This is a genomic window from Kitasatospora sp. NPDC038210 (assembly GCF_055600605.1).
Window position 1 is genome coordinate 11,728 of sequence record NZ_JBVJYK010000048.1, and the last position, 18,536, is coordinate 30,263.

Genomic DNA, 18,536 nt, shown 5'->3' on the forward strand with positions numbered 1-18,536 from the left:
GAGGCCAAGACGGTGCCGGTCGACAACACCGTGCACCCCTCGGGCGACGGGAAGCCCCGCTCCCCAGTCAAGGGGCAGGCCGTCACCCCACCACGCCACGAACGCCGTCCCGGCGCCGCGACACCCGGCAGCCCGCAGGCCGGCACTGCGCCCCAGCCGTCCACCGCACCGCAGAACGCGGGAAAAGACCAAAAGGCTGCGAAGCAGGGCGCCGCCGAGTCGGCATCGCCTACTGGCAAGAACCTCCAGGCCCGTAACGACGCCACGCCCGGAACCGGCGTGCCCGGCCTGCCGGCCGAGGGTGTCGAAGTCGCGGGTGCCCGTACCGACACGACCTCGCTCTACCAGAACCCGGACGGCACCAAGACCCTGCGCGTCTACCCGCGGCCCGTGCACTACCGCAAGCCTGACGGCAGCTGGGACGACATCAACACCAACTTCGCGCTCGACCGCGCCGGCCGTTGGACCGAACAGGCCAACCACCAGGAGGCCACGTTCGCGGCCAAGTCCGACGACCCCGCGCTGGTGAGCTGGGCGCCGGCCGACGGCCTGGTGGTCTCCTACGGCCTGCAGGACGCTGCCCAGGTGCGCGGCGTGGTCCAGGGGGACACCCTCACCTACCCCTTGGCGCGCCCCGCGAGCGACGTGGTCTACAACGGCCTTGCCCAGGGCGTGAAGGAGTCCCTCGTCCTGCACGACGCGACCGCCCCGACCAGCTGGGTCTTCCCGCTGCACCTCACCGGTCTCACCCCGGCGATCGGCCCCGACGGTGAGGTCCAGTTCAAGGACGCCTCCGGTGCGGTGAAGGCGACGATCCCGCACGGCTTCATGACGGACTCCAAGATCGACCCCGCCTCCGGAGACGGTGTGGTCAGCGACCGGGTGAGCTACCGCCTGGTCGACGTCAACGGGGCCCCCGCCCTGCGGATGGACCTGGACGAGGCCTGGCTGCACGACACCAGGCGTGTCTTCCCGGTCACCGTCGATCCGTCGACCAGCAGCATCGGAGTCGGCAAGTCGACCTATGTGCGGTCGGACCAGACGGCGAACTTCTCCACCGACCCGCAGCTGCGCGTCGGCACGTCCGACGGTGGCGCCTCGAAAGTCAACAGCTACCTCTACTTCCCGGACGTGGCAGGTGCTCTGAAGGACAACTACCTGCACGCCGTCACCCTCAACCTGAACAACACCCACTCCTACGAGTGCTCGCCGCACCCGGTCTACGTCAACCAGATCACCAGCGCGTGGGACCCGGCGACGATCAACCGGTACCCCGGGGTGTCGATCGGCCAGGGGCTGGGCGTCGCCAGCTTCTCCGCGGGTGACACCTGCGGAGGAGCGATGTGGGAGTCGATCGACCTGGGCCGCACCCACAACGACCCCGGGGTCCAGCTGGTCGAGAGCTGGGCCCGCGGCGGAGACAACTACGGCCTCGCGCTGACGGCCAACAACACCGACTCCCACCACTGGAAGAAGTTCTCCAGCGCCAACAGCGCCTACCCGCCCTACCTGTCGATCTCCTACAGCGACTGGGCCGCCACGTACGCGCCTTCCGGCAGCTACATGCCGTCGACCTACAACACGCCCGGCTACCAGCAGGTCACCCTGACGAACACCGGGGCCAACTGGTGGAACTCGCAGAGCATGCAGGTCAAGGCCCGCCTGTTCGACACCAACTGGAACGAGCAGTGGTTCAACGCGCCCCTCACCGGGGTGCCCGGGCTGGTCAGGACCTACGACTCCGTCACCATCAACGGGGTCATACCCCCGCTGCCGCTCGGACAGGACTTCTACCTCTGCTGGGACGGATACGTCGGTGGGACGTCCTCGCTGCACGACAACTACTGGATCCCGTTCGGCAACTGCACGGTCATCCGCGCCGCCAACACCGCGCCCCAGCTGGACGTCCTGGCCCCGCCGCACAACACCGTGATCGGAAGCCTCACCCCGCAGCTCTACGCCACCGGGCACGACCCGGACAACTTCCCCGGCAACGGCCTCGACTACGACTTCCAGGTCTACACCAACCCGGCCTCGGGGGACCCCCAGCTGGTCGTGGAGTCGGGCTGGCAGCCCGGTACCTCGTGGACTGTGCCTCCGGGAAGGCTCGGCTGGAACACCGGCTACCTGTGGAACGTCAAGATCGGCGACCACGGCGGTGAGAGTCCACCGTCCGCCGCGGTCTCCTTCTCCACCCAGGTCCCGCAGCCCGTGATCACCTCGCACCTGGGTGGCGCGGTCGGAGACGGGGCCGGCCGCCCCTTCGACGCCAAGGTGGGCAACTACACCACGGCGGCCACCGACGCGGACGTCAAAAGCGTCGGGCCGGCCCTGGCTGTCAGCCGCTCGTACAACTCGCTGGACCCGCGGACGTCGACGCTGTTCGGCAACGGCTGGACCTCCAACTTCGACATGAAGCTCCAGCCGGACAACGACGGCAGCGACTCGCTCGTCCTCACCACCGCCAGCGGCCGGGCCGCCCGCTTCGGAGCCGACCCCCACGTGTTCACGCCGCCTCCTGGCGAGTTCCAGTCGCTCCGCAAGGCCGCCGTCGGCTACGACCTGCGGACCAAGGACGGCATCCTCTACGAGTTCCACGCTGCCTCGGGAAGCGGCTACGCGCTGTCCCTAGTGCGCGACGCGGTCGGACACACCCAGGAGCTGACCTACACCAATGGTGTTCTGGCAACGGTCAAGGACACCTCCTCGGGCCGTGCCCTGCACTTCGAATGGACCACCGGCAACCGGCACGTCGCGAAGGTCTACACCGACCCGGCCAGCGGGACGGACGGGAACACCGCCCTCACCTGGACCTACACGTACAACCCCGACAACCCTGACCAGCTCGACCAGGTCTGCGCGCCCCCGACCGGAGGCAACACCGACCGGTCCTGCACCAGCTACACCTACACCGCCGGCTCGCACCTGCGCTCCGCTGTCCTCGACTCCGGCCCCGCCTCCTACTGGCGACTCGGAGAAAGCAGCGGAAGCACCGCCGTCAGCGAGATCGTGGAGAACCAGGGCAACGACAACGCCACCTACTCCGGCACCGGTGTCACCCTCGGCACGCCCGGCCCGACCGCCTCAGGCGCCACCGCCGCGACCTTCGACGGCTCCTCCGGCTTCGTCGCCCTCCCCCCGAGCGTCCTGGACACCTCCTCGTACACCTCGGTCGGCCTCTGGTTCAAGACCTCCGGCTGGGGCGTGCTCTTCAGCTACCAGGCAGACCCCTTCCCGGGCAGCGGGAGCACACCGGCCAACTACACCCCCGCGCTGTACGTCGGCCAGTCCGGCTACCTGCACGGCAAGTTCTGGAACGGACCGTCCAGGACCCTCGACTCCACCAAGACGGTCAACGACGGCAAGTGGCACTACGCCCTGCTCTCCGCCGCCGGCGCCACTCAGACCCTCTACCTGGACGGAGAAGCCCAAGGTGCGCCCCTGCCGGGGGCGGTCATCGCGCCCGGGCAGCGCTCCGAGGCCGTCGGCGGCGGCTTCCTCAGCGGAGGCTGGCCCGACAACCCGTACGACAACACCGGGCACGCCAACTACTTCAACGGCAGCATCAGCGACGTCGCCTTCTACAACCGGGCCCTGGGCGACTCGGCCGTCACCTCCCTCTGGCAGGCCGGCAGCCAGCCGTCCGCCCAACTCGCCGGCCTCAAGCTTCCCTCGGGCAAATCCGGGCTGGCCGTCAGCTACGACACGGCCAACGACCGGGCCGCCAAGGTCACCGACGAGAACGGCGGCACCTGGACGCTCAACCGGCCCACTGTCACCGGTTCCTCCCAGGCATACCGGGGCGCCGTCATGGGCTCCCGGCCCAACGGATACTGGCGGATGTCCGACGGCGCCGGCGTGCAGGCCGCGAACCAGGTCTACACGCCACGGCCGACACCCAACAACGGCACCTACTCCAACGTGACGCTCGGCGCCGCCGGCCCGATGGCCGGCTCGGCCGGAGCCGCGGCCTTCGACGGAAGCACCTCCTGGGCCGAGCTCCCCGCAGCCTACGCACCGCAGAGCGGCCCCGGTGCGCTCGGACTGTGGTTCCGAACGGACCGAGCCGGTGTCCTGCTCTCGTACCAGACGATGCAGGCCGGCGCCAGCCCGAACGGCACAACCGACCAGTGGAACCCCGCCCTCTACGTCGACACCGACGGCAAGCTGCGTGCGCAGCTATGGATGGGCGACGCCGCTCAGACCCTGGCCTCCAGCGTGCCGGTCAACGACAACACCTGGCACTTCGCGGTGCTGTCCGCCGACACCCAGACGTCCCAGACCCTCTACCTCGACGGAGCCCCGGTCGCCGGGCCGCTCAACGGCACCATCACCCCCAACGGCACCAGCCACGTCTACCTGGGCGTGGGCTACACGGGCGGCCGCTGGCCCCAGGCCCCGGCCGACAGCACCGGCCACTTCAAGGGCCAGCTCGCGAACGTGGCCGCCTACCCCCACGGGCTGAGCGCCGCCACCGTCTCCTCGCTCTACCAACTCGCCACCAGCGCCGGCGCCACCCAGTACGACGCCGCCATCGTCGACAGCAAGCCCACCGGCTACTGGCGCCTCGGCGACACCGTCGGCAACCAGGCCACCGAGCTGATCTCCTCGGCCGCGCTCGCCCAGAACCGCGGCAGCTACCGCGATACCGCCTGCTGCCAGCAGGGCCCGTGGGCCTCCGGCACCTCCAGCGCCACCGGCTTCAACGGTGCCACCGCCTACGTCCAGCTGCCCGACAACACCGCTCCCAAGCAGTGGGGCGCGGCCACCGTCGAGCTCTGGTTCAGGACCACCGCGCCCGGCGTGCTGTACAGCTACCAGTCCTTCCCCATCGACGGGAAACCCAACGGAACGACGGACCGCTGGAACCCGGCGCTCTACGTCGGCTCCGACAAGAAGCTCTACGGCACCCTGTGGACCGGATCCGCCAACAACGCCCTCGTCAGCACCACCACCGTCGCCGACGGCGCCTGGCACCACGTCGCCCTGGCCGGCGACGGCTCCGGCCAAACGCTGTACCTGGACGGCGCCCCCACCTCCACCAGCACCACCGCACTGCCCATCACCTACAACGGCTCGGCCTACGCCTACCTGGGCGCCGGCTGGACCGGAGGGGGCTGGCCCAACGCCCCGGCCGACCAGCTCGGCCACCTCAACGGTGCCATCGCGGACTTCTCGATCTACCGGTACCGGCTCACCAAGGACACCGTCTCCGGCCACTACAACCGAGCCACCTCCACCACCCCGATCGGCGGCCTGGACGCCGCAGCCGCCTACCGCGCCAAGACCGTCCAGGACGGTCCCGTCGGCTACTGGCGCCTCAACGACCCGTCCGGGTCCCGGTACGCCGCCAGCCAGCTCGGCGACGCGCGCCCGGACGCCACGGCGGGCAACCTCATTGACGTCGACCTGAACGCTGCCGGACCGTCCGGAGACCCGAGCCAGCGCGCTGGCGTCTTCAACGGCACCACCTCCCAGGTCCAGCTGCCTCCCGACGCCGCGCCCATCAGGGGAGCGGCCAGCATCGAGCTGTGGTTCAAGACCACCAGCGGAGGCCCGCTCTACAGCTACCAGGACTTCCCCGTCGGCACCCAGGGCGGAACCGTCTGGAACCCGGCCCTGTACGTCGGCACCGACGGGCGGATCCACGGCGAGTTCTGGATGGGCTACGGCGCCTCCATGACCTCCGACCGGACGGTCAACGACGGCAACTGGCACCAGGTGGTCCTCACCGGTGACGACAACGGCCAGACCATCTACATCGACGGCCGAGCCAGCGCCACGGACAGCACCGGGCGCAAGATCAGCTTCAACGGCACGCCCTACGTCTACCTGGGGGCGGGATCCACCAACGGCTGGGCCGCGGCCGACGGCGACCACTTCAACGGCACCATCGCCGAGGCCTCCTACTACTCCTCACGCCTCGACACCGACACCGTGACCTCGCACTACAAGGCCATGGGCGACGGCGGCACCGCCCTGCCGGTCACCACCGCCACCGTCACCGACCCGGGCGGCTACAAGCTGACCTACCAGTACGACACCCGCTCGTCCCGGCTGATCTCCCGCAGCGACGGCTACGGCAACACCACCCGCTACGCCTACGACACCGCCGGGTACCTCTACGCCGTCAGCGACGCGAACGGGCACACCATCACCACCGGGCACGACGCCCACGGCAACACGGTCTCCCGGACCACCTGTCGCGGCGCCGGAAGCTGTCAGACCAGCTACGCCACGTACTTCCTGGACAGCGCCAATCCGTTCAACCCGACCAACGACAAGATCCTGACCTCCAGCGACGCCCGGTCCTCGGGCCCCGGCGACACCACCTACACCACCCGCTACACCTACGACGGCTACGGACAGCTGGCCTCCACCACGCTCCCGCCAACGCCGGACTTCCCCAACGGCCGGGCCAGCTACATCCTGCGCACCAAGGCCTACACCACGGCACCGGACGGCTCAATCGTCCCGCTCGGGCTGGTCCAGGCGCAGACCGTCCTGCTCGACCCGGCGGCCTACCCCGACCCGTCCAGTGTTCCCGCGGACAAGCAGACCAAGTACGTCTACCAGGGCAACGGAGACGTCGCCTTCGTCCTCTCGCCGCTGCGGCCCAAGGTCAGTTACGGCTACGACAACCTGGGACGCACCACCAGCCAGTCGTTCAGCTGCGACGACTGCCCGGGCGGCACCACCAGCGCACCCCGGATGCTCGAGACCGGCTACACCTGGGACGGCCAGGGGAACCTGGTCGTCCGCACCGACCCGTACACCACCGACGCCGTCACCGGCACCAAGCACACCCGGCGGACCACGACGGCCTACGACGTGGACGGCAACCAGGTCGGCCAGACCGTCGCCGACACCACGGGCGGCGACCAGCCGCGCACCACGACGTGGACGTACGAGAGTGACACCAGCCGGGTGAAGCAGGTCAAGGACCCCGGCGGCCATGTCACCGCGTACACCTACGACCGCTACGGCAACGTCGCGACCCGCACGGACCCGGCCGGCACCACCTACAACTTCAGCCACTCGCCGATGGGCCAGCTGCAGCAGACCGCCGTCAGCAACTACACCGGCAGCAGCGCGACCCCGGCCGCACCGCGCTGGCAGGTCATCGGTTCGCGCGGCTACGACCCGGCCGGCCGCCTCGCCACCGACACCGACGCGATGGGCCGCACCACCCACACCTATTACAACGACGACAACACCGTCGCCGAGATCGACCTGGACGGCTACCACAACGCCGACGGCACCATGCGCAACGTGGTGCTCCAGCAGAACACCTACGACAACGCGGGCCACCTCACCCAGCAGGTGACCGGCGGGGGCAAGACCACCACCGCAACCGCCTACGACGCGGCCGGCCGGGTCACCCGCACGAGCGTCGACCCCGGCGGCCTCAACCGCACCACCGCCTACACCTACGACGTGGCGGGCCGTCCGACGGCCGTCGTCACCACCGGCGGCGCGGACGCGAGCTCCGCCGAGACCGACTACGCCTACGACGTCACCGGGAACCTGACCAAGCAGACCGCCCGCAACCAGCCCGCCGATTCGGTCGTGACGTACGGCTACAACAGCCGCGGCCTGCGTACCACCACCGTCAGCCCGAACGGCAACGCGACCGGCGCAGACCCCGTCCCGTACACCAGCAGCGTCGGCTACGACGAGGCCGGCCGGCCTACCCTCACCACCGGTCCGCTGGTCAGCGCGGAGACCTACGACCCGACCAGCCGCGGCAGCAAGCCGCAGCAGCTCCGGCCGATCAGCCGCACCGGGTACGACACCTTCGGCCAGCTGACCTCCCAGGTCGACCCGCTGGGCAACACCGCCACCTACACCTACGACGCGGACGGCAACCGGGTCGCCGCGGCCGGTGCCGCCTACACCGACCTGCAGTCCGGCACCACGATCACCCCGACCGCCACGATCGAGTACGACGCACTCGGCCGGCCCGTCAAGAACGTCGTCGACCCGACCGGCCTCAAACTGACGCACACCATGCGCTACGACCAGTTCGGCAACCTGGTGCAGACCACCCTCCCGCCGACCGGCGGCGTCACCACCCCGACCGTCACCAGCACCTACGACCTCGACGGCGAGCTGCTCTCCACCACCGGCCCGACGGGCGCGGTCAGCCAGTCCACCTACGACGACCTCGGGCGGCGCATCACCAGCACCCAGCTGGAGCGCTACCCCGCCGCAGCCGCTTATACCAGCACCTTCACCTGGGACGACGCGGGCAACCAGCTCAGCTCCACGACACCCGGCGGCGCCACGAGCAAGGCCACCTACAACGCCGTCGGCCAGGTACTCAGCGCCACCGACCCGGCCGGTACCACCGTCCGCTCCGCCTACGACGGGCTCGGACGAACCAGCCAGGTGACCAACGCCGACGGCACCGCGACCACCACCGGCTACGACCAGCTGGGGCGGACGCTGAACACCACCGACCTGGACACCGCGGGCACCGCCGTGGCCACCCAGTACGCCACGTACGACCCTGCGGGCAACGTCCTCAGTGCCACCGACAAGGTGGCGGGCACCGCCGACATCGCCGCACACGCACGGCAGTTCACCTACAACCCGGCCGGACTCCCGGTCCAGCAGGTCGAGCCCGTCGCCGCCGGGCAGACGATCACCACCTCCTTCGGCTACGACGGCGGCGGACGCAAGACCCGGTGGACCAACGGGAAGAACATCCCGACCTACTACACCTACAACAGCCTCGGGCTCCCCGAATCGACCGTCGAACCGCCGACCAGCGCCCACCCGACCCCTGCCGAAGGCTTGTTCACCACCAGCTACGACGCCGCCGGACGGGCCGTCACCCTCACCGAACCCGGAAACGTGGTCCGCCGCCGCAGCTACGACGGCGCGGGCAACCTGACCCAGGAGATTGCCACCGGCGCCGAAGTGACGACGCCGAACCGCACCCTTGGCTACGACGCGGCCGGCCACCTCATATCCGTCGGCACCCCCGGGACCACCCCGGACACCTACGCCTACAACGACCGCGGCCAGCTGCTCAGCGCGGCAGGCCCGGGCGGGGCCAGCAGCTACAGCTACAACGGCGACAGCCAGATGACCGCCCGCACCGACTCGGCCGGCACCACCGCCTTCGGCTACAACCCGGCAGGCCAACTCACCAGTACCACCGACCCGTTGACCGGAACGGCCGTCGGCTACGGCTACGACGCGGCCGGCCGGCTCGCCAGCGAGCGCTACGGCACAGGCGGAGGCAGCCGCAGCTACGGCTACGACAACCTCGGCCGCCTGCGCGACGACACCGTCAAGAACCCCGGCGGGGCGACGGTCTCCTCGATCAGCTACGGCTACGACCTCAACAACCGGATCACCAACAAGACCACCACCGGCACCGCCGGAGCAGCCACCAACCAGTACGGCTACGACCTCGCGGGCCGACTGACCTCCTGGTCCAACGGCCCTGCCACCACCGCCTACACCTGGGACGCGGCCGGCAACCGGACCTCGGCCGGCGCCAACACTTCCACCTTCGACGAGCGCAACGAACTGCTCAACGACGGGCCCACGACGTACACCTACTCGGCCCGCGGCACCCTGACCGGCAGCACTACCCCGGGCTCCCAGCCCAAGGACATCCAGTTCGACGCCTTCGACCGGATGGTTAAGGAAGGACCGTCCACCTACACCTACGACTCGCTCGATCGCGTCACCCAGAGCGGGAACACCGCCTTCACGTACGACGGAGGCTCCAACAACCTGGTCTCGGACGGCACCACCACCTACACCCACACCCCCGGCGGCAACCTCCTCGGCACCGCGGCCACCGGCGCAACGCCGAACCCCCGCCTGGTGATCACCGACCAGCACACCGACGTGGTTGCCACCATCGACCCGTCCGCCAAGGACCTCACCGGCTCCACCGCCTACGACCCCTTCGGCAAGCCCACCGCCACGGCCGGCGCCACCAACTCGCTCGGCTACCAGAGCGGCTGGACCGACCCTGCCTCGGGCGACGTCAACATGGCCGCCCGCTGGTACCGCCCCGGCAGCGGCACCTTCGCCTCCCGCGACTCCTGGCAGCTGGGCCCCAACCCGTCCATCCAAGGAAACCGCTTCACCTACGGCAACGGCGACCCAATCGACGGGACAGACCCGTCGGGGCACAGTCTCTGCCGGAGCCTTCTGCGTCGTCTGTTCACGCGCGGTGTGTGTCTCCCTGAACCCCCTCCGATCCACATAGGGGTTCCCTTCGATCCCGCAGACTTCGCCGGCGGATTTCCCGATGATCTCAACTGCGAGCGGTATTGGTGGACGACCGACTGTGGTGGCAGCGGTTACCGCAGCAAGCCCACCCCGACCTCCGGGCCGCCGGAGGCTCCGATCGACATCCTCGGCCCGATCCGCGGGGGCGGTTCAGGTGGTGGCGGCGGTTCCGGAGGCGGAGGCCGTCACAAGCCGGAGCCGCCTCACAAGCGCCCCAGACCGCGTCCGTCCCCCGGCCCTACCCTGCCCAAGCCCGGGCCCCCAACACCCAAGGGCCCGCTGAACGACAACGACCGCCCGCATGCCAACCCTAGCCCGATCGACTTCTTCACCGACACCATCGCCACTATCGGCACAGCCATCGTCGGCGTCGTGATCGCCGACGGCGCGCCAGCCGTAGTCGGCATTGCCGCCGCTGCTGGCTCCGGCCTCGTCGCTGGCACTGATGCCCTGGTCGACCTCGGCATCGACATCTATAACCTCACCAATAACACCGGTGGAAACCCAGGGCCGAACCCAGCGCCTGACCCGACGCCGCGTCCGTGGCCGATCCCGGCTCCCCTGCCCGACCCGGGGCAAGGCAACCCGGGCCCCGGGGGAAACGGCAACCGGCGCGTCCTCACCTGTGAGGATCTGAAGCCGCCGGGGGCCGTCGCCCTGAATGGTGGCGGATGGGTCAACTACCTGCCGTCGGACGCGCAGGGCCGTAACCAGGGGGTCAACGCCTGTCTCGAAGGGAAGCCCAGTTCCAGCCGAGGTGAGGACGCGACCGGCAACATCCGGGGCTGGAGCGACGCTCAGAAGCGTGCGACCGCCCTTGGGTTCACTCCGAGGTCTGATATCGCTCGCTGCCACTCAGTGCCGCGCATGGCCGGCGGAACGTCGGACGAGCGAAACCTGACGCCGTGCTTCCAACAAGGGGCCAACATCAACCAGCGAACCGGCGGCAGGATCACCAACAGCATGCGGACGCTTGAGCGCAGAGTCGAAAAGATCATGCCTCAGGGCCCTGTGCTGTACGACGTGCTTCCGCAGTACACCGACGATAAGAGCACCATTCCCAATGGGTGGGGGATGGGATACTACGGCTGGGACGCCCACACCGGGCTGCGTACGGGCAGGGATTGGACGGTCGTGGACAATGGGAAGTTCGGCTCAGGCGGATATGCAAACTTGGGAAACTAGCCTCCGGCGGGAATGGGCGGCTGATGGGAGTGGACGTGAACATCGAGGAGATGCTGGACCGGCTTGCCGTGGTGATCGGGCCGCCGCCAGCGGACGGAGTGGTCCCGACCCCTTGGGAGCTTGGGCCAGAGGTGCTCGGTTTTCAGTTGCCTGCGGACTTCCGGGCGTTCGCGGACCGGTACGGGATGGTCAGCATCAGCGATGAGCTGCACATCTACACACCATCGATGGCGCCCAGTAACAAGACCGAGCAGCCGCTCGGCTTCGCGGGATTCCTGTACTACACCACGGATCCATATGGATACACCGCCATGCTGGCCCAGGCCTACCGGGACGGGGACTTCGAGGAGTGTCCGTATCCGCTGTTCCCGGCTGAGGACGGGCTTCTGAAGTGGGGCAACAACTGGAACTCCGACCAGTTCTTCTGGTTGATGCGGGGCTCAGACCCGGACCGCTGGCCGGTCGCGGCCAAGTTCGACTCAAGGCGGGAGTGGGACTTGTTCGAGGGCGGCTTCCTGGAGTTCCTCCTGGAGGCGGTGACGGAGCAGTATCCATACCATGGAAGCGTTGTTCCCGGCGGGATGAAGCAGGTCGGTGACGGCCGTGCTTATCGCTTCTGGGGTGACTGGTCGAAGCAGCTTCTGGAGTGAGCCCACAGACATAGAGCCTTTTCAGAGTGGCTACCGATCGGGTGATGGCGGTGCTGTCGGCGAGAGGGCATGACGAACGAGGCTCTCGGGCAGGGATGTTTCAATGTTCCGGCTCGTGAGTTCGCAGGTCACGGCGATGCACGTGTCCGGATCGGACCGCCGCGCATGCATCGAAGCTCCGGTTGAACGGGGTGACTTTCCCAAGTCGCCCTGAATCGCCGGAGCTTCGATGTGCCGCCAATGTGCCACCGTCTGCCTGACCAAGTCGCCTGCGCTGGACAGCGTGGTGGGGTCGTTGCGGTGGTCGGGGGTGTAGGTCCAGGCCGTGCGGGTGGCGCCGCGGGTGTGGTGCAGGACGCAGGCGGGGCATGCGGCGATGGGTGGCTGCCGGTGGCGTGGGGTGCGCTGCCAGGTGATGTGGGGCGGTTCGTGGCCGCTGCCGGGCCGGGCCGGGCGGGTGCCGGCGACGGGTTCCCACCGGGGCAGGGCCCGGGCGAGGTGAAGATGGGGGATGCGGGCGAGGGCGGCGATGCGGGCCTGGGCGGCGCGGTTGGGGTGGAGCTCGGCGCCGGGCACGGTGGCGAGGCGTTTGCCTTGCGCGTCGACGGCGTGGGTGGCGATGGTGCGCTGGGGACCGGGTCCGTGTGCCTGGGGCTGGTATCTGCACCACCCCTACACGGTCTGCCAGGCTCCGGCCCCGACCGGCCCCGGCGACGGCCCGGCCGCCTGGTGACCACCGGGCCCTGAGCGCCGGCCGCCCGCCGTAGGGGGTTCGGGACGGGGTTCCGCGGCTCAGGGTCGGTACGCAGGCCGGTACGCCGGTCGGTACGGGGGCCGGTTCGGACTCCGGCGGCCCGACCGTTCGGAGGGCGTTTGCGCAGGTCAGACCATGGATGGCGGGGAACTCGCCGTGCCGACTTACCCCGTGTGGGCCCTGCCTGTGCTTGTGGGTGGTGGTGTGGAGGTCGGGCATGGCGGGGTGGCCGGGCGCTGCGCTGGGCGTTCTTCTGTCGCGTCCGGCTGGTGCCGGCCGCTCGCGTCGGGGGTATGGGTGGGGCGTGTGGGTGGCCGTCACTCGGGCTCCGGCGGCCCTGGCACGAGCAGGCGGACCTTTCCGTTGCGGGCGCGGGCGGCGTCCGCGCTGAGCCCCAGGGCCTGCCCGATCGTTGTCCAGGTCGCGCCCGCCTCGCGGTCGGCGAGGACCGCGCACCGCACCAGTCCACGGGTCAGCCGCTGGAAGTCGGCCGCCGCGGTGCAGTGCAGCGCGGGCGACTGCTGCTGAGGCGCCTGTGCGGTGCGCGCCGCGGGCAATGGGGTGCGGCACGCACCGCGGGTTCCGATCCTGCCACGGCCCCGAGGCGGCCCGTCCCGTGGGGCTCGGCCTCTTGCAGTCGGGCGGTGGCCCGACGCTGTCGTTGTGGGGTCCAGGGTGGGGAGGGGGTGCCGTCCGGTTCGAGTCCGTAGGGCCAGGGGGTGGTGGTGAGAAGTTCACCGGCGTTGGCGGCGTGCAGGTACAGCTCTGCTGCTCCCGTGGCATCGCCTGCTGCCACCCGTAGTTCTGCCAGTTCGTTCAGCAGTGAAGGATTATTGCCGGAAGCGGCGAGGAACTCCCGTTCGACAGTCTGCAGATCCCGGGGTGCTCGATTCAGTTCGGACAGGTGGAAGGCGGCGGCTTCCTCACCCGCGGTGGCGGCTTCCTCGAAGGCTCGGACGGCGCCGTCCGTGTCTCCGGCTGCCAGCCGGAGAATTCCGAGATCCACCCGCGCGCGTGGGCTGACGTGGCCAAGTGTCTCCAGGTAGATCTGTTCGACTTTTGCCAGATCGCCGGCAGCTACCTGGAGTCGTGCCAGGTGGAATGCGGAGTACAGCTGGCCTCTGTCCAGTAGGGCTTGGTAGATGCGTGCCGCACCCTCAAGGTTTCCGATGCCCTCCCAGAAGAAGGCCAAAGAGGACTCGGCCCCTTCGAGGCCTGCTTCGACAGCGGCGAGGTACGTCTGCTCGGCACCGGCGAGATTTCCGAGTTCTTCCTGAACCTGGCCTAGAACGTTGAACACGGAGTGCTGGCCATCCGCTACGGCGTCGCGGTACAGCTGTTCAGCTCCCTGCAGATCTCCGACTTCGTAGTGGATACCGGCCAAGCGGAGCCTGACATCACTTCCGCGCTCCTCTGCTCGTCGGAACATTCTGTAGGCGACGCGAAAGCGGCGCCGGGACGCAGCGGCGTCGGCGAGGAGTTCCAGCTCCGACGGTTTGGTGAGGTGGTTGTGAGCTGCGTGCCAGAAGGAGGCGGGCGGGCACAGCCGCGTGCGCTTGGTGCGGCCGTGCTGTTCAAGGTAGTCGGCGAGCCGGAACATCGGGTCCGCCGTCTGGCCGTGCACCGGCGGTGTCCCCTGCGGGGGGCGGGCGTTGGTGCGTCGTAGAGGGGCTTGCTTGCCGTGGACGGGGCGGGCGAGATCGGCGTACGCAGTATCGGCCCAGTCGTCGGTGAGCTGGTCCCAGTTGTGGTCAGTGAGGTAGTCAGTGGCGGCGTCGGTGAGGAAGGCCTGGGGGAGGTGGATGCTGACGCCCAGGCGGCGGGCGTCCATCGCGGCTTCCAGCAGAGCCCTGGCCGCAGGGCTACCGTGCCGGTAGCGGCGCAGGAGTTCCGGGGCACCGGCGAGATCCTGCGCCACCCGCCCATGGGTGGCGGCACGGGTGAGGGCGTCGGCTAACAGCGGGTCGCCGTTCGCGGCGAGGGCCGTGGCGGTGTCGAGTGCGTCGCGGTCGAACGTCTCGGGGACGTCCACGATGCGGCTGGCCAGCAGCTCGCGGACCCGGCTGTGGGGATCCGGAGCACCCGGGTCGGGGAGCTTGGCGTACTCGTTGGCGTACTCCCGCCACAGCGTGCCCAGGATCAGTACCGGGCCCCGGGCGGGGTCGGTCAGCAGGTTGTGGAGGGCGGCGGCGATGCGTTCCCCGTACCGGATATCACCGAGGTAGTGCTGGGCCTCGTTCAGCCACACCACGGTGTGCGGGCCCACCTGTTCGAGGTCCGCGAGCGCGGCTTCAGCCCGAGTGGGGTCGAACGGGTGCCACAGCGTCCAGCCATCCTCGGCGAGCGGCCGGACAGCTTCCCAGCACGCACGGGTCTTGCCGGTCGACGACGAGCCGACCAGCACGACCATCCGGCTGCGGCCCCCGGCGGCTTCGGCTACCACCGTGCTCAGCTCGCGGTCATGTGTGCGGTGGACGTACCCGGGCAACGCACCAGGGGCGCCGGCCCGCTGCGCGCTGGTCCGGTTGGTCCCAGCCGGGTGGACCTCAAGATCGAGCGGGTCCCACTGCCTGATCGGCTTCCCGGGCCGACCGCGCTCCGCGGCCTCGTTGCCGCCTGCGGCGGGCTGGGGGTGGATGTGCACCGTCGTGGCCTGAATCAGGTTCCCGTTCACGGTGCTGCCGTCGACCCGGTTGCGGGTGTGGAACCCGCCAGAGTCCCGAGACGGAGCGTCAGAACGAGCGGAAGGGCCGCTGAGCCCAGGCACTGGGGGAGACCGCCGCTCCTTTGGTTCGCCTGCCAGCCCGTCTGTGCTTTCCTGCGTCATCCGCCGTCCCCGGGTCGCACGTTGGCCGGTGTCCATCATCCCCGGCCCCGAAGCGCGACGACACCGAATCAGCCAAACCGCCGACCTGCTCCCGGCCGGGCGGACGAGTGTCGGAACGTTGGCAAAGCTGCACTCTGGAGTTCTCCGCCGAGGAGGTCGCCGACGTTGCCGAGCTCATTGCCGAGGCCGTCCACATCCTCTACGTGCAGCCCGAGGAGCGCCAGCGGATGCGCGACGCCCGCAAGGCCCGGCGTGACGCTTTCACCGCGAGCAACCCATAGCTGCCCGTCCTGGGGGTGTGACCTGGTGGTGGTTTGGGGGTGTTTTCGGTCCGCTGCGGGCCCGCATGGGCCGCCTTGGATGGCCTGGCGGGCGTGCCGGGAGGGTGTCCCGGTCGCGTGTGTCGTTCACGTTCCGTGTTCGTCGTGCCCGCGTGACCCCGTACGGGCCGGTCCGGACCCGGGGGAATGGGCACGGGAATTCCGGAGTATTTTTCGGGGTGTTTTCGGGGTGTTTTTTCGCCTGCTGTTCCGGTGGTATTTCCCGGGCCGGGATCGGGCTTTCCCGCTCGCCGCGGGCTGTGCCCCGGGCCCGGCCTGCTCGCTCCCGCTCCGCCCGTGCCGCCGTCCTGCCCGTACCGCCCCGCAGGGGTGTCCCCGCGGCCCGGACCGGCGCCGCCTCGCCCCGCCCCGCTTGCTCCCGCCTGGGCTGCGCTCCGCGGCTGTCCTCGCCGTCGCGGTGCAGGCCGTGCGTGCCGTCGTCCTCGCGGTCCTGGCCGGTGCCTGCCGACGTCCTGGGCGATGTCCTCGCTCCCGGCCGCGCCCCGGGCTGCGCCCTGCCCCGCTCGTCGCTGCCGTGCCCGATTCGCGCTGTCCTGGCCGCCTGCTTGCCCTCGGGCCGTCGGCTTGTTGGGTGGTCGTTCCAGATTTCTGGAACGCGGGGCCGTCGTCGATGTCCTGATCCGGCTGTCGGTTACCCCATGACTGGCTTTACGAGTGGCCCTGCGGGTTGCCTTCGACGGCGGCCGGGATGGGGCCTGGGTCAAGGGGGCTGAGCTGCTGGGTCAGGGGGCGGTCATGGGGTCCGTCCGGCGCCGACTACTTCCCCCACGGGACCATGCCGTGAGCGGAGCCGTACCCGGGGGTGGCCCGTACCGCCCTGCAGGGGTGTCCTCGCCGGACCGGCGCCGCCCGCCCCGCTCGCTCCCGCCCGGCCGCCGCCCCGCCCGGCCCGTCTGCCCGCCGCTCGCCCCCGTGCCGGCGCCCGCTGATGTCCCGGCCGCCGCCCGGCCCGGGCTGCGCTCCGCCCCGCCCGGGCTGCGTCCGGCGCTGTCCGCCGTCGTCCTCGACGGCCTGGCCGCCGTCCTCACCCGTCGTCCGTCGTCCGTCGTCCGTCGTCCGCAGGCCGTCGACCTCGGCGTGTCCCGTGGCCGTCCTCCCGCCTCGCGGCAGTTCTGTCTGTCGGTTTGCCCAGGGGCCGCAGGCCCTACCCGGTGCTGTCGCGCCTGCTGTCCTGCCCGGAGGCCTGTCGCGTCCGTTTCCCGGCCCGGATGCCCCGGATCCCCTCGCCTCGCCCCGGGGCCGCGACAGCACGACAGCACCACCCCCGCCCCCACGGCCCGGCGCAGCCGGAGCCTACCCCGCTCTGCCCCGCCCCCTGGTCCGGCGCAGCCGGAGCCCCGTCCTGCCTGCCCCCTGGCCCGGCACAGGCCCGGCGCAGCCGCGGCCCACGCCCCGTTCCCAGGGCCGCCAGGCCCCACCCCTCACCCACTCCGCACCCCAGGGGGAGCCGCAGGCGTGCCCACGGTGACGCCGCAGGCGCCACCCATCACCCCACCACGGGGCCGCCAGGCCCCAACCCCGCCAAAGACCCTCTCTCTTTCCAGAAATTCCCCGCCCGACGCCTCACCCGCCGCTGCGCCCCGCTCATGGGGTCTTGGCACGGTGTTTTCTGGTGGTGTGGCGTCTGAGGATTCCTCACCGACTGGGTCTCGGTGATCGGGCGGGAATGGCGGTGTTCGATGTGGGGAATTCCGGACCGGTGGAGGGGATGGACGCGGTGTCGTATCAGGGAGTTCCATGGGACGGAAATCGGTCTTGTTACGGCGGTTCACACGGCGAGGTTCCCTGACCGGTAGTCAACAGCGATTCGGAGCACGTATTCAGCGCTCCGGCAGGGTGTTTCCGGGGGCCGTCCCGTGCGCCGACCCGGGGGCCGCTGCGGTGACAATTCCCGGCTGTTTTCCGATGACAGGCAGGTGCGCTTCCAGGGGCCCCGTACTGCACCGTTCCCGGGACCGCCGGGGTGTGTCCGCCGCCGCCCCGGAGCCCCGGCGACAGCCGCACCCCGCGCCGCGCCGGCACCCGCGCAGCGACGTCGCCGGGGCGCAGCCCCGACGCCCCGCCAGGGGCCCCGCTCCGGGGGTTGGTGCTGCCTCAGGCAATTCACGCCATATCGTCAACGGATACCGTGAGGGATACCGGCCTCCCCGTCAGGGGAGGGCTTTCACCGGCAATTCGCGCCACATCGTCAACGCTGCTCCCTGGGCACGGCCCCCGCCCCGCAGGGGTGGGGGTGCTACCGGCAATTCACGCCACATTGCCAACGGCCCAATGGCGGGCCGCAGGCCCGTGCCAACCACCCCCACACCTGAGGCCCCGCCAGGGGCCGCTAAGCGCCCACCAATTCGCCGCAGGCGAATAACCCCAACCACACCCCTGCCCGGCGCAGCCGGGCCCCGAGGCGTAGCCTCGGGCAACCACCCACGGTGACGCCGCCAGGCGGCACCCCCGCACCTGGCGGTGCGTCAGCACCGCTGCAGGGCCGCCAGGCCCTGCCTAAGCCGCAGGCTTCCGCCCCC

The 18,536-nt window shown here is 70.2% G+C and carries 4 protein-coding genes; 3 read left to right on the forward strand and 1 reads right to left on the reverse strand.

All coding sequences use genetic code 11. The annotated features are described in order from the left end of the window. The first annotated feature begins 279 nt into the window (after window positions 1-279). Together ACZ7KX_RS41165 and ACZ7KX_RS41170 are read left to right on the forward strand one after the other, a co-directional pair. Window positions 280-11,445: a LamG-like jellyroll fold domain-containing protein gene (locus ACZ7KX_RS41165; RefSeq protein ID WP_470331073.1), complete on the forward strand. Its 11,166-nt coding sequence runs from the start codon at window positions 280-282 to the stop codon at window positions 11,443-11,445. A gap of 35 nt (window positions 11,446-11,480) precedes the next feature. Further along, on the forward strand, window positions 11,481-12,095 hold the full coding sequence (locus ACZ7KX_RS41170; protein ID WP_470331074.1) for a hypothetical protein: 615 nt from the start codon (window positions 11,481-11,483) through the stop codon (window positions 12,093-12,095). Window positions 12,096-13,321: 1,226 nt separating this feature from the next. Here ACZ7KX_RS41170 and ACZ7KX_RS41175 read toward each other — a convergent pair. Continuing rightward, window positions 13,322-15,523: a tetratricopeptide repeat protein gene (locus ACZ7KX_RS41175; protein ID WP_470331075.1), complete on the reverse strand. Its 2,202-nt coding sequence runs from the start codon at window positions 15,521-15,523 to the stop codon at window positions 13,322-13,324. A gap of 260 nt (window positions 15,524-15,783) precedes the next feature. Here ACZ7KX_RS41175 and ACZ7KX_RS41180 point away from each other — a divergent pair, with 260 nt between their 5' ends. Continuing rightward, window positions 15,784-15,957: a hypothetical protein gene (locus ACZ7KX_RS41180; RefSeq protein WP_470331076.1), complete on the forward strand. Its 174-nt coding sequence runs from the start codon at window positions 15,784-15,786 to the stop codon at window positions 15,955-15,957. The last annotated feature ends 2,579 nt before the right edge of the window (window positions 15,958-18,536 follow it).